The sequence below is a fragment of the Mesorhizobium sp. M0052 genome, assembly GCF_040323255.1.
Taxonomy (GTDB): Bacteria; Pseudomonadota; Alphaproteobacteria; order Rhizobiales; family Rhizobiaceae; genus Mesorhizobium.
The window spans coordinates 107210-119724 of the sequence record NZ_JAMYUS010000005.1; the positions used below are offsets into that span (position 1 = coordinate 107210).

16 protein-coding genes are annotated in these 12515 nt (G+C 63.1%); 5 read left to right on the forward strand and 11 right to left on the reverse strand.

What is annotated here, in order from left to right:
* Nucleotides 1-98 precede the first annotated feature (98 nt).
* The 6 genes from mobB to moaA all read right to left on the reverse strand — a co-directional run bounded on the left by mobB (nt 99) and on the right by moaA (nt 4388).
* Nucleotides 99-602 (reverse strand): molybdopterin-guanine dinucleotide biosynthesis protein B, encoded by a 504-nt coding sequence (gene mobB, locus NKJ77_RS07995; RefSeq protein ID WP_023832159.1) that lies wholly within the window; start codon nt 600-602, stop codon nt 99-101.
* The gene (mobA, locus tag NKJ77_RS08000) at nt 599-1231 is read right to left on the reverse strand and encodes a molybdenum cofactor guanylyltransferase MobA (protein WP_023706846.1); all 633 of its coding nucleotides are present in this window, start codon (nt 1229-1231) and stop codon (nt 599-601) included. Before mobA ends, mobB begins: the two co-directional genes overlap by 4 nt.
* 7 nt (nt 1232-1238) lie before the next feature.
* Nucleotides 1239-2159 carry a DMT family transporter gene (locus NKJ77_RS08005; protein ID WP_023832160.1) on the reverse strand — a complete coding sequence of 307 codons (921 nt, stop codon included), beginning with the start codon at nt 2157-2159 and terminating at the stop codon, nt 1239-1241.
* A 227-nt stretch (nt 2160-2386) separates the two neighbouring features.
* On the reverse strand, nt 2387-2743 hold the full coding sequence (locus NKJ77_RS08010; protein ID WP_023832161.1) for a hypothetical protein: 357 nt from the start codon (nt 2741-2743) through the stop codon (nt 2387-2389).
* Nucleotides 2744-2839: 96 nt separating this feature from the next.
* Nucleotides 2840-3340 carry a hypothetical protein gene (locus tag NKJ77_RS08015; protein WP_023832162.1) on the reverse strand — a complete coding sequence of 167 codons (501 nt, stop codon included), beginning with the start codon at nt 3338-3340 and terminating at the stop codon, nt 2840-2842.
* A 52-nt stretch (nt 3341-3392) separates the two neighbouring features.
* Nucleotides 3393-4388: a GTP 3',8-cyclase MoaA gene (gene moaA / locus NKJ77_RS08020; protein WP_031195678.1), complete on the reverse strand. Its 996-nt coding sequence runs from the start codon at nt 4386-4388 to the stop codon at nt 3393-3395.
* Between the two features lie 198 nt (nt 4389-4586).
* Here moaA and NKJ77_RS08025 point away from each other — a divergent pair, with 198 nt between their 5' ends.
* Nucleotides 4587-4940 carry a gamma-butyrobetaine hydroxylase family protein gene (locus NKJ77_RS08025; protein WP_023668999.1) on the forward strand — a complete coding sequence of 118 codons (354 nt, stop codon included), beginning with the start codon at nt 4587-4589 and terminating at the stop codon, nt 4938-4940.
* A gap of 65 nt (nt 4941-5005) precedes the next feature.
* A complete protein-coding gene (locus NKJ77_RS08030) occupies nt 5006-5617 on the forward strand; it encodes a pyridoxamine 5'-phosphate oxidase family protein (protein WP_023820733.1) in 612 nt (203 codons plus the stop codon).
* Nucleotides 5618-5643: 26 nt separating this feature from the next.
* Here the strand turns inward: NKJ77_RS08030 and NKJ77_RS08035 are convergent, their stop codons facing one another.
* Complete coding sequence (locus NKJ77_RS08035) at nt 5644-6096, reverse strand: MarR family winged helix-turn-helix transcriptional regulator (RefSeq protein WP_023668997.1); 453 nt, start codon at nt 6094-6096, stop codon at nt 5644-5646.
* A gap of 48 nt (nt 6097-6144) precedes the next feature.
* Between NKJ77_RS08035 and NKJ77_RS08040 the strand changes: the two genes are divergently transcribed.
* Complete coding sequence (locus NKJ77_RS08040) at nt 6145-7053, forward strand: alpha/beta hydrolase (protein ID WP_023832164.1); 909 nt, start codon at nt 6145-6147, stop codon at nt 7051-7053.
* A gap of 45 nt (nt 7054-7098) precedes the next feature.
* On the opposite strand, the gene NKJ77_RS08045 is transcribed toward NKJ77_RS08040, so the two are convergent.
* Together NKJ77_RS08045 and NKJ77_RS08050 are read right to left on the reverse strand one after the other, a co-directional pair.
* The gene (locus NKJ77_RS08045; RefSeq protein WP_023682502.1) at nt 7099-7497 is read right to left on the reverse strand and encodes a rhodanese-like domain-containing protein; all 399 of its coding nucleotides are present in this window, start codon (nt 7495-7497) and stop codon (nt 7099-7101) included.
* Nucleotides 7498-7559: 62 nt separating this feature from the next.
* A complete protein-coding gene (locus tag NKJ77_RS08050) occupies nt 7560-8168 on the reverse strand; it encodes a TetR/AcrR family transcriptional regulator (RefSeq protein ID WP_023668995.1) in 609 nt (202 codons plus the stop codon).
* Nucleotides 8169-8265: 97 nt separating this feature from the next.
* Here NKJ77_RS08050 and NKJ77_RS08055 point away from each other — a divergent pair, with 97 nt between their 5' ends.
* Both NKJ77_RS08055 and NKJ77_RS08060 read left to right on the forward strand, forming a co-directional pair.
* On the forward strand, nt 8266-9012 hold the full coding sequence (locus NKJ77_RS08055; protein WP_023734707.1) for a 3-oxoacyl-ACP reductase family protein: 747 nt from the start codon (nt 8266-8268) through the stop codon (nt 9010-9012).
* Between the two features lie 212 nt (nt 9013-9224).
* On the forward strand, nt 9225-11105 hold the full coding sequence (locus NKJ77_RS08060) for a L,D-transpeptidase family protein (RefSeq protein WP_352512081.1): 1881 nt from the start codon (nt 9225-9227) through the stop codon (nt 11103-11105).
* A gap of 96 nt (nt 11106-11201) precedes the next feature.
* On the opposite strand, the gene NKJ77_RS08065 is transcribed toward NKJ77_RS08060, so the two are convergent.
* The gene (locus tag NKJ77_RS08065; RefSeq protein WP_023668992.1) at nt 11202-11672 is read right to left on the reverse strand and encodes a hypothetical protein; all 471 of its coding nucleotides are present in this window, start codon (nt 11670-11672) and stop codon (nt 11202-11204) included.
* A 91-nt stretch (nt 11673-11763) separates the two neighbouring features.
* The gene (locus tag NKJ77_RS08070) at nt 11764-12504 is read right to left on the reverse strand and encodes a lysozyme inhibitor LprI family protein (RefSeq protein WP_352534795.1); all 741 of its coding nucleotides are present in this window, start codon (nt 12502-12504) and stop codon (nt 11764-11766) included.
* Nucleotides 12505-12515 lie beyond the last annotated feature (11 nt).

Sequence of the window (12515 nt, forward strand, 5' to 3'; positions counted from 1 at the left end):
AAACAACCTGAAGCGCGTCGCATGAGGCCGTTCGGCGCGACGCGCTCAGACAATGCAACGGCTGAAGAGGGCGGCTGAACCGGGCTCGGGCAGAGGCCTCAAGGTTTGAGGCCGGTCATGCGCTCGATGAAGTCGGCTATCCCTCCCGTGTCGTCGAGATCGAACACAGGCAGGCTTTCGCCGGCAACCGCGAAGTCTGCGGCGATCGCCACGATATGTCCGTCGTTCGCCGACAGCGGCGAACGGTCCTTGGCATCGAGGCGCCGGGTCTCGATCTTTTTGTGCGCCTCGCGCTTGTAGCCTTCGACCAGCACGATGTCGCATAGGGCCAGCCGCGACAGGACCGCCTCCAGCGTCGGCTCCTCCTCACCGCGCAATTCATGCATCAGCGCCCAGCGTTTGCCCGACACCACCGCGACCTCGGTGGCGCCCGCCTGGCGGTGGCGAAAGCTGTCGGCGCCAGGCTTGTCGATGTCGAACTCATGATGGGCGTGTTTGACCGTCGACACCGTCCAGCCGCGCCGGACGAGCTCTGTGACCAGCTTCTCGGTCAGTGTGGTCTTGCCGGAATTCTTCCAGCCGGTGATGCCGAAGATGTTCATGGGCCGATGCTCTGCAACAGACGCTCGGCCACCGCAAGGTCGTGCGGTGTGTTGATGTTGAAGAACGGGTCGATCTCGTCACTGCCGTGGGTCAGCAACGGAAATTCCACTTCGACACAGTCGTGCCGCTCGATGAAGGCGGAGACGCGCCTGTTGTCCTCGTCGATCAGGAAATGGCGCAAGGCCTCACGCAGCCCGAGCGGCCACAGCGCAAAGGTCGGATGCCGCCTGCCGCCGGAACTGGCAACAGCGATGGAGCCTGGTCGCTCGTCAACAGCCGCAGCCAGCCTCTCGACCAGGTCCACCGGCAGGAACGGCGTGTCGCCGGCGGCCGTCGCCAATGCCTTGAAAGCGGTATTCGCTGCCGCCCATTCGAGGCCGGTGAGAATTCCGGCCAGCGGTCCGGCATAGCCTTCCACCGCATCGGCGAGAACCGGAAGACCGGCCGCGGCGAAGCGCGCCGGGTCACTATTGGCGCTGAGCGCCAGCGATCCGACCTGCGGCGCCAGGCGGGCAACGACATGGTCGAGAAGCGGACGCTCGCCAAGCGCTAGCAAAGTCTTGTCGCCGCCGCCCATGCGCCGTGACAGGCCTCCGGCCAGGATAATTCCTGCAATGTCTTGGCTCATGGCCAACCTATATGCCGTCCGGCGCCATGTCGGGTCCAGCGCTTTCGGCCGCCGGCTTCTGCCGGCCGACGACCCGTTCGCGATAGAGCGCGTAGAGGCCGGAGCCGATGATGATGGCGGAGCCAACGATCATCGGCAGGTCGGGGACATCGCCGAAGATGATGAGGCCAAGCAGCATCGACCAAAAGAGGGCGGTGTAGCGGAATGGCGCAATGAAGGAGATGTCGCCGGCCCGCATTGCCATGATGATGAACTGGTAGCCGATCAGCACCAGCACCGCCGCCAATGCCAAAAGTGCCGTGCCTTTGCCGGACATCGGCGTCCAGCCACCCATCGGCGACAGCAGCACGGCGCCAACGATGGTCATGGCGATTGCCGTTGCCGTCGACACCAGCAAGGTCGGGATAGCCCTCGGGATGCGCTTGGTGGCGAGGTCACGTACTGCGCAACAGGCGACGCTGACGAGTGCGTACAGCGAATAGATGCTGAAGCCTTCGAAGCCTGGCCGCACGATGATCAGCACGCCGCCAAAGCCGACCGCGATCGCCAGCCAGCGCCGCCAGCCGACCGCTTCGCTGAATACGAGTGCCGCCCCCATCGTCACCGCCAGCGGCAGCGCCTGCAGCACCGCCGAGACATTGGCGATCGGCAGATGCGCCAATGCGACAAGGAAGGCGACGGTGGCGCCGGCCTCGGCGACCACGCGAAGCGCCACCAGCGGCTGCAGCATCGAGCCCGGCCGTGCGAGCGCGCCTTGCTGCCAGGCGAGCAGGCCGACGAGCAGCGACGCAAAGGCGCCGCGCACCAGCATGACCTGCGCCATGTTCATCGATTCCGACGAGAACTTGGTGATGGCGTCGTTGAGGGTGAAGCCGATCATGGCCACCATCATGCACAGCGCGCCGCGAATGTTTGGGGAAAGAGGCAAGGGCGTTACCGGTTTTGCAAGAGCAATTCCAGGAAAAGTGTGAAACGGTTTTCCGTCCGGAATTGCGTGAAAACAAAGAATAAAGCGGTTCGACGTTTCGGCGAAACGGTGAACCGCTCAAGCCTGTAGCAGCCGGCGGCAAGACAGCAACGTCAAAGAAATAGGCCACGGATTTTCACCCGTGACCCATAGAAATCCCTGAGAGGGCTGGCCGATGACCGGCAGGCTCATTTCGGCGTCAGCACCTCGGTGCCGCTGCCGTTCTTGCCGGCGATGGTCCACAGGCCGTGCAGCGAGCCGTCATCTTCTACCTTGTAGACGACGAGACCGATTTCCTTGCCCATGACATAGCCGGCGGAGAAGGCATCGTCGTTGCGCATGCAGATGCCGTCCGACGATGATCCGCCCGTCTCCCAATGGATGGTGCAGGTGGTCTCGCTGGTCAGTGTGATGGTGGCTTCGCCGCCATATTTCGAGCCGTCGAAATTGGTGCCCGCAACGGTGTAGCTGCCACTGATGGACTGTGCTGCTGCCGGCGCGGCGGCAAACCCAAGCATTGCAAGAGAAAGTAAGAATGTGCGCATGTCGTATTCCCCCAAACCGAGCGACGAGCCGCTATAGGCCGAAATTTAGGGCGGAACGCGATGGCGGTAAATCGGGTTTGCAGCGTCGAGAGCGATTTATTCCCAGTGTTGCTCAGCCCCATGCAGGCTGTCGCCGATAGCGCCGACCAGTGGGTCGTACTTGGCCTTGAGCGAGGCGGGATATTCGATCCAGACTGTATGGATTGCATCCTCTTTTTCGAAGACGATTCGGGTATAGAAGATCTTGTCGCCTTTGGTGCCTGAGACCACTGCCCAGTTCTTACCGGTTTTGCTGTAAGTGACCTTTTCCCCAGAGTCAGGGTCGGCTTTTTCCTTTTCAACCAGATTGTCGGGCGTATCTTCCGTCAGCTTGTATCCGCCGTAACAGGACAAGCTCGCACCATCGGGGCTAGCCCATTTTCGACCGTCGCCATTGAGGGACTCAGGCATCGGCTTGCTGAAAATCTGGCTCGGGAACGTGCACACCGTGCCATAGCGCGCATTGATGTAGGTGAACGGCTTTGCGAGCGCCACTGTGGTCGCCAATGATAGGGCCACGACCAGCGCTGACAGCCCGGTTTGGCAAACACGCTGCATGGAAATCCCCCTCGCTTCCAACGGAAGCATTCTGCACCAATCGCGGAGAAAATCAGCCGCCGGTGACGCTCATATGTCTCGACACCGACGGGCGGCTGGTGCGGCGGTCGATGATGAAATCATGGCCTTTCGGCTTGCGGCCGATCGCTTCGTCGATGGCAGCAGCGACCAGCTCGTTGCCTTCCGAGGCACGCAACGGCGCGCGCAGGTCGGCGGCATCCTCCTGACCCAGGCACATATAGAGCGTGCCGGTGCAGGTCAGCCGCACGCGGTTGCAGCTTTCGCAGAAATTATGCGTCATCGGCGTGATGAAGCCCAGCCTGCCGCCGGTCTCTGCGACATGGACGTAGCGGGCCGGACCGCCGGTCTTGTAGGGGATGTCGCTCAGCGTGAACTGGCGCTCGAGCGAAGCGCGCAGCAGCGATAGCGGCAGATACTGGTCGGTCCGGTCGGCGTCGATCTCGCCCATCGGCATGGTTTCGATGACGGTCAAGTCCATGCCGCGGCCATGTGCCCAGCGCATCATCTCCGGCAGTTCGGCGTCGTTGAAGTCCTTCAGCGCAACGGCGTTGAGCTTCACCTTCAGCCCCGCCGCCTGCGCGGCATCGATGCCTTGCATGACCTTGCCGAGATGGCCCCAGCGGGTGATGGCGTGGAACTTGTCGGCATCGAGCGTGTCGAGCGAGACATTGATGCGCTCGACACCGCAATCGGCAAGCTCAGCGGCAAAGCGCGACAGCTGCGAGCCATTGGTGGTCAGCGTCAACTCTTCCAGCGCGCCGCTCTTCAAGTGCCGCGACAACTGGCGCACCAGATGCATGATGTTCTTGCGCACCAGCGGCTCGCCGCCGGTGAGGCGCAGTTTGCGCACGCCCTTTTCGATGAAGACGGTGCAGAGCCGGTCGAGTTCCTCGAGTGACAGCAGGTCCTTCTTGGGCAGGAACGCCATGTCCTCGGCCATGCAATAGGTGCAGCGGAAATCGCAGCGGTCGGTGACCGACACGCGCAAGTAGCTGATCGTGCGACCGAAGGGATCGATCATGTCCATGCGTTCAAGCATTCCCGTGGCTGCGAGTGGCGCCGTTATATACGGCTATGTGATACGATCCAACCCGCCATTCAAGATAGCCGCTCTCGATCTTTGGTGACATTCCCTGGCCGACATCCGGTGTCGGCCGGGTCCAAATGGCCTTTTCCGCTCGCGCGAAGCAGCGTAGGGAAGGGCGGATTGACGGGATGCAGAACAATGACGGCGCCGAAGGAACTCAGGGTCTCGAAGGACAGAAAACTGCTGTCCGTCACCTTTCCCGATCATCGGCCGTTCGAACTGCCGGCCGAACTGCTGCGCGTCGCTTCACCCTCGGCCGAGGTGCAGGGCCATTCGCCGGACCAGCGGGTGACGGTTCCCGGCAAGCGTAACGTTGCTATCCTGAAGATCGAGCCGGTCGGCAACTACGCCGTGCGCATCACCTTCGACGATTTCCACGACACCGGCATCTTCACCTGGAATTACCTGCACACGCTTGGCCACGAAAAGGACGCGCGCTGGAATGCCTATCTCGCCGAGCTCCAGGAGAAGGGACTGAGCCGCGACCGCTAGTTCGGCACTGTCGGCAAAACGTCATTGACTGGGGGTAACGCTGGCAACGGTTCGGAGACGGGAAAATGTCTGACATCACCACGGTCGAACAGCTCGAAGCCCTCTACGGCCTGCCCGGCGAAGCGTCGACGGTCAAGGAACTCGACCACGTCATTCCCGAATATGCCGCCTTCATCGAAGCCTCGCCTTTTGTCGCCCTGGCGACGAGCGGGCCGGAAGGGCTGGACTGTTCGCCGCGCGGCGATCTCGCCGGCTTTGTGCGCATGCATGACCCGAAAACGCTGATGATGCCGGACAGGCGCGGCAACAACCGCGCCGATTCGCTTAAGAACATCATCCGCGATCCTCGCGTCGCGCTGCTGTTTCTTGTGCCGGGTTCGGGCACGACGCTGCGCGTCAACGGCCGCGCCCGCATCACCACCGACGCCGCGCTTTGCGCCTCCTTCGCCGTCGAAGGCAAGCCGGCGCGCTCGGTCACCGTGGTCGATGTCGATTCGGTCTATTTCCAGTGCGCCCGCGCCATCGTTCGCTCGGAGCTGTGGAACCCGGCAAAGCACGTCGACCCGAAATCGCTGCCGACACCCGGAACAATCCTGGAAGTCACCAGCCGCAAGAATATCGATGCCGGTACTTACGACAAGGAATGGCCGGAGCGGGCGAAGAAGACGATGTGGTGAGGTGGGAGGCGCGTGGATCGAACGGCTCAGGTATCCTTCAGCACGTCATAGATCTTGCGCATCTGTTCGCCGATCATATCGCACTGTTCCGCTGTCGACTGGCTCATCGCCTTTTCGATCAGCGCCATATGCACCTTCAGCGCCTTCATCAAAAGCTCCGTGCCGGCCTCGGTAAGCGTCAGCCGCAGCACGCGCTTGTCCTTCTCATCGCCTTCGCGGCGCAGCAGGCCGCGCGCCTCGAGCTGCGGCAACAGCATGGTGATGTTGGAGCGGCCGACCAGCAGCTTGCGGGCGAGATCGTGCTGCGACATGCCGGGATGGCGATAGAGGTTCATCAGCACGTCGAGCTGCGCCGGCTTGAGATCCAGCGGCGCCAGCTTTACCGCCAGCGCACGCTCCAGCACATGGCAGGCGCGCGCCACCGCGACCCAGTTGCGAAAGCGCGGGTTGTCCCAGGGCAGCTCTTGTTTAATGTTCATGTTTGAACTATTATGTTCATGCTTGAACGGAATGGATGGATCGCCACTATGGCATCATTTGGACTGAAGGTCATCCGGGGCGTGTTCGGCGCGGCCGAGCTTGTGGCGCCGCGTCTGAGCGGGCGCGCGGCCTTCGAACTGTTCTGCCGCACGCCGAGCGTGAAGGCGCTCAGCGACGGCGAGCGGCGTGCGGTCGACCGCGCCGCCGGCTTCATGGCCGAGGCGCGCCATCATCGGCTGACGACCAAGGCCGGCTGCGTCATGGTGCACGAATTCCGGCCCGAGCCGGGCAGGGCGTCCGCCGGCACGGTGCTGGTGGTCCATGGCTGGCGTTCGCGCACGGAATATATGCGGGCGCTGATCGAAGGCTTTCGCGATGCGGGCTACCGGGTCGCCTCGCTCGACCTGCCGGGCCATGGCCAGTCGCTGGGCCGTCATCTCAATATGGTCAATGCGGTCGAGGCGGTCAGGGTCGCCAGCGAATGGTTCGGTCCGTTCAAGGCGATCGTCGGCCATTCCTTCGGTGGCGCCGTCGCCGCCAATGCCATTGCCGGTTCGATCAGGGGTATCCACCCAGTGGCGACCGAGCGGCTGGTGCTGGTGGCCGCGCCAAGTTCCCTGCCGGCGATCTTCGCCGACTTCAGCCGCATGCTCAACGTCGGCCCGCGTTCGCAAGTTTCCATGGCCGATCAGGTGAAAAGGTTGTCGGGCCGGCCGCTGCACGAATTCACCGGCGATCGCCAGCTGGCCGAAGCGCCGGTGCCGACTCTGGTCATCCACGCGCCGGACGACCGCGAAGTTCCGGCCGACCATGCCAGGCGCTACGCCGGCGCCGGCAGCCATGTGCGGCTGCACTGGGCCGATGGGCTCGGCCACCGTCGCATTCTCGCCGACAAAGGTGTCATCGAACGCGCTGTGACCTTTGTCAAAAACGAGCGCGAGCCGATACTGCATTGATTCAATCGGTGTATTGTCCGACACCGACAACGCCGGAGCGGTGAGCTAGCCCTTCTTCTTGCCGCCCGGCTCGACGGGCAATCCGGCCGCCTTCCAGGCGGTATAGCCGCCAAGGATGTGCTTGACCGGCGACAGCCCCATATCCTGCGCCGTCTTGGTGGCCAGCGCCGAGCGCCAGCCGCCGGCGCAAAAGAAGACGAAGCTCTTGCCCGAGGCAAAGAACGGCTTGTGGTAGGGGCTTTCGGGATCGATCCAGAATTCCAGCATGCCGCGAGTGACATGTTTGGCGCCGGGGATCTGGCCGTCCCGCTCGATCTCGCGTGGATCGCGCAGGTCGACGAAGATGGTGTCCTCGTCGTCGAGCAGCCCGGCCGCTTCCTCGGGCGAGACCACCTCGATCTCGGCATTGGCCTCGTCGAGCAACTCGCGATACCCTTTTTTCACGGATGATCCCTCCCGGCGCATTTCGCCGCCGACTGGATTTCCAGCACAAGCTCCGCGCTTTGTCACGCTGTTCCGACCAGCCCCTGCCACGCCGCCATCGCTCCGGCCACTGTGGCCATCAGCGCGTCGCACGAGGCGCCGTCGCGGGCCTGGATCGACATGCCGTGCTGGACCGTCGCATAGAAGGTCGCCGCCGCGTTGCTGTCGAAGCCCGCCGGCAATTCGCCTTCCGCCACACCGCGTTCCAGCCGTCTCAGCAAGAGGGTGTGGTTTTCGGCGCGGCGGCGGCGCAAATCATCGCAGATCGCGCCGCTGCTTGAATCCTGGTGCAGTGCGCCCAGCGCGATGAGACAGCCCTGCGGGCGGTCGTCCTGAGAGTACGCTTTTGCCGTCTGGCGCAGGAAATTCTCGATCGCCTGGCATGCCGTCGGCGCTTCGTCCAGCGCGCTCCAGATCTCGGTGCCTTCGTTGCGGGTGTAATACTCGGTCGCTTCCAGAAACAGCGCCTCCTTGCTGCCGAAGGCGGCATAGAGGCTGGGCGAGCTGATCCCCATCGCCGCGGTCAGGTCGGCGATCGAGGTGCCCTCATAGCCTTTGGCCCAGAACAGCTCCATCGCCTGCCGCAAGGCGGCGGTTCGATCGAAGGTGCGGGGACGGCCTCTTTCCGGCATGACGATCTTTTCTGTGTTGACCGATACATAATTCACTTGACGTCGCGAGGCAAGGTTGCCAGATTTATGTATCGATCGTTATATAAAGGAGCATGACATGTCAGCGAACGGATTGAACGGCAAGGCAGCACTCGTCACCGGCGGCAGCCGCGGCATTGGTGCTGCGATTGCCAAGCGGCTCGCGGCCGATGGCGCCGACGTCGCCATCACCTATGTCAACAGTGCGGCGCCGGCCCAAGCTGTCGTCGCCGAGATTATAGCGGCAGGTGGTCGCGCGATCGCCATCCAAGCCGACAATCGCGACGCTGCCGCCATCGAAAATTCGGTCACCGAGGCGGTGAATGCCTTCGGCCGGCTCGACATCCTGGTCAACAGCGCCGGCATCTGGCGCGCGGCGCCCATCGAACAGATGTCGCTGGCCGACTTTGACGAGACCATTGAGGTCAATCTGAGAGCGCCGTTCGTGGCCTCGAAGGCGGCAGCGGCTCACATGGGCGAGGGCGGCCGCATCATTTCGATCGGCAGCAATCTGGCCGAGCGCGTCACCGACACCAGCCTCAGCGCCTATTCGACAAGCAAGGCTGCGCTGGTCGGCCTGACCAAGGCGCTGGCGCGAGACCTCGGTCCGCGCGGCATCACCGCCAACGTCGTTCATCCCGGTTCGACCGACACCGACATGAACCCGGCCCAAGGCCCGCATGCCGAACACCAGCGGCGGAAGATGGCGACGCCCCGCTTCGGCAAGGCTGACGAGATCGCCGGCATGGTTGCCTGGCTCGCCGGTCCGGAAGGGCGCTTCGTCACCGGCGCCGCGCTCACCATCGACGGTGGCGCCAACGCCTGAAGCAGCAGCCGCTTTGACCGGTCTGGAGCGGCAACGCCGCTCTAGACGTCACGATGTTGTGAAACCGTTCTGCAACAGGCCTGCGGAAATTTATGGAAGCTTAACGAAATCGGTATGAATCGGTATAGTAGCGCCTTACATCCGCCATGCGGTTGGCAAGATCGTCTAGCGGCGCGGAACGGGAGCCGGCTTGCAGCCGGAGCGGGTGATTAATGAAATTCCTCGGAAATAAAGCCACCGTGATGCCGCTTGCAGTGGCGGCAGCACTGGCCTTCGGTGTGCCGCAGGCAAGCGCGCAAGGCCTGTTCGACATGCTGTTCGGCGGTGGCGTCAAGCACAGGCCGCAAGGCGAATTCCCGCCGCCGCCAAAGCGCAAGCCGAAGCCCGCCGTATCGGGCGGTGGCGGCACCAGAATCAGCAGTCCGTCCTACTACACCTACAAGGCCGACCGGCTGGTGCGCGTCGACTTTGCCGCATTGGTGGCAGCACCTCCCCAGGTGGCAACAGCTGAAGACGCCGCCTTTGTGCCGTCGGCAACCAGCACTGCCTTCCGTGAAGCCGTTGCAGGCCTCAGCGACTATGAACTCTATGCCGAGCCCGATATCGCCAAGGCACTGATTGCCTATTACTCTGCCAATCCTGATTTCATCTGGGTGAATGATGGCAATCCCAATGCCCGCGCCCAGGACGCGGTGAGGGTGCTTGGCGAGGCCGCAAGCTATGGTCTCACGTCGGCCGACTACACGGTCGAGGTGCCGGCAGCCAACGCATCGGCAGTCGATGCCGATGCCCATCTGAAGGAACTCGTGCGCTTCGAGATGGCGCTGTCGGCGCGCGTGCTGCGCTATGCCCGTGACGCCCAGAGCGGGCGCGTCGATCCCAATCGCATCACCGGCTACTATGAATTTCCGCCGAAGCCGGTCGACATGGAAGGCGCGCTCAAGACGCTGGCCCACACCCAGGAAGTGCGCACCTACCTCGAATCGCGGCACCCGCAGAACGCGGAATATCAGGCGCTGCGCGTCGAACTTGAATCGCTGCAGGCGAGCGCCGAAAACGAAATCGTCGTCGATCCCAAGCTGTTGCTGAAGCCCGGCGAGACCAGCGCCGAACTGCCGAAGCTGCTGACGCTGATCGCGCGCAATCTCGACGACGAGATGGGCGGCGCCTATGGCGAGATCCTGTCTCGTCTCGGCACCAGCGATGTCTATGTTCCCGAACTGGTTCCGATCATCAAGGCCGTGCAGGTGAAGGCCGGCATGAAGGGCGATGGGGTCATCGGCCCGCGCACCGTCGCCTCGCTCGCCGGCGCATCCAAGGCAGACAGGCTGCAGAAGGTGCAGGTCGCGCTGGAAGAATTGCGCTGGATGCCGTCCGATCTCGGCAGCCCGCGGGTCTTTATCAACCAGCCCGCCTTCACCGCCAGCTATATCGACAATGGCGAGGAGAAGCTGAAGACCCGCGTCGTCATCGGCCGGACCACCAACCAGACCGCCTTCTTCTTCAAGGAGATCAAGCAGGTCGATTTCCATCCCTATTGGGGCGTGCCGCAGTCGATCATCGTCAACGAGATGCTGCCAAGGCTGCGTGGCGATCCGGGCTATCTCGACCGTGCCGGCTACGAGGTGACCGATTCGCGCGGCAGGCGGGTTCCCTCTTCCTCGGTCAATTGGGGCGCCTACGGCGCCAACATTCCCTACAGCGTGCGCCAGCAGCCGAGCGAAGCCAATGCGCTGGGCGAACTGAAGATCCTGTTCCCCAACAAGCACGCCATCTACATGCACGACACGCCGCAAAAATCCTTCTTCCAGCGCGATATGCGGGCGCTCAGCCATGGCTGTATTCGCCTTCAGGATCCACGTGGGATGGCGGCGGCGGTGCTCGGCGTCTCGGTCGACGACATCGCCGAAAAGCTCAAGCACGGCCATGCCAGCGAAGACGTGACACGCACGATTCCCGTCTATGTCTCCTACTTCACTGCCTGGCCGGATCTGTCCGGCAAAGTCGAATATTTCAACGACGTCTACGACCGCGACACGCGGCTGATGCAGGCGCTGGAAGCGACTGAAGCGGTGCGCTCGCCGACGAGCTGAACCAGCGGAGTTCCTCGTTCAACGAACGAGGAACTCACTTTGTCTCTCTGGTTTTATTAGATTTTTGGCCGATGGACGGTCGCCCGTTTCCTGCGATCAGCGCTGGATGAGCGGACGCCGGAAGCCGGCGTCGCGGCCCGCGATCAGCCAATAGACCAGACCGGCTACGAGGCCGGCGGCGGCGATGATGCCGATATCGGCCCAGCGTCCGGCATCCTCTTCCGCGGCCGGCCAGACCAGGAAAAAGCCGGCTGCAGCGGCAGCGGCGCCAAACAGCATGTGCACCAGGAAATTGCGCAGGGCAAAGAATTCGGCGAGCAGCGCGAAGATCAGCGTCTGCAGGCCGGTCAGCACGATCGTCAGGAAATAGACGACCATGCCGAGCGGCGGCCAAAGCAGCACGACAATGGGCGAAAATTGCATGGCGCCGAAATAGTCCGGCGCGTTGGGCAATACGGCGAGTGCGCAATATATCGCCACGACCGCGAACAATCCGATCAGCACCGAAACGAAATAGCCGGCAAGCATCATCAGGATGCGCTTCAAAACATGCTTAACCATGGCCATGCACCCCCGTGCCCTGCAACTGTTACGCGCACTCAGCCATCAAAGGCGGATCGGCGCAAGAGTGCATCCAGCAGTGCTTTGCGGCAAATCTTCAGGCGCCGCCGCATAGATGTTGCGAATCCGGCAAAACCCATGTGCCTTTTATCGTGAGGTCGACGCCGTAATAGACCCGCCCGCGCTCGTCGCCCTGCGGACAATCCCTCGGGATCGATATCAGGCACATGACGACAGGATCGCCGGCTTTCGAACTGGCAAGGCCAGGCTCCCGCTCGTAGGAAACCCCGGCGCCGCCATTGCTGAACCGCGCCAGGCTGCCGGCTTCAGGGCCGGCCGTTTCCAGCGGGTCGTCGCCGAGCCGCGTCGTCAGCGCGGTGATGTGGGTCAAGGCGCATTGGCCGATCGACGAGGGCAGGGGCTGGTCGGGGCTGCCCGGATGGCGGGCCGCGGTGTCGAGCGCCTTCTTGCCGATCAGGGCGATGTTGTAATCCTGCACCCAGGACGGCGCATTGCCGTAGGTCTGCAGCGCGTTGTTCTGGGCGCTGACGATGCAGGCGGCATCCTGCCCACAGGCGTTCCTGTCGTCGATGAGCGCACGGGCGATCTTGCGCTTGTCGCCGCCAAAGGCTGGCTCGAAACCCGTAAAGGCCTCGGCCACCAAGGCATCAATTGCCGACAGTTGCGGGTCGGCACAGATCGCCTTTTCCACCGGCAGGCTGGCTTTGCGGCAATCGAAGGACGGCCCGTCGGCACGCGCTGGACCAAGGCAGACCGCCGCGCCAGCCAGTGCGACGACAAGCGCAAGCGAGTTGGCAATTCGATTGGAAGAAAGCATGGTCGCCCCGT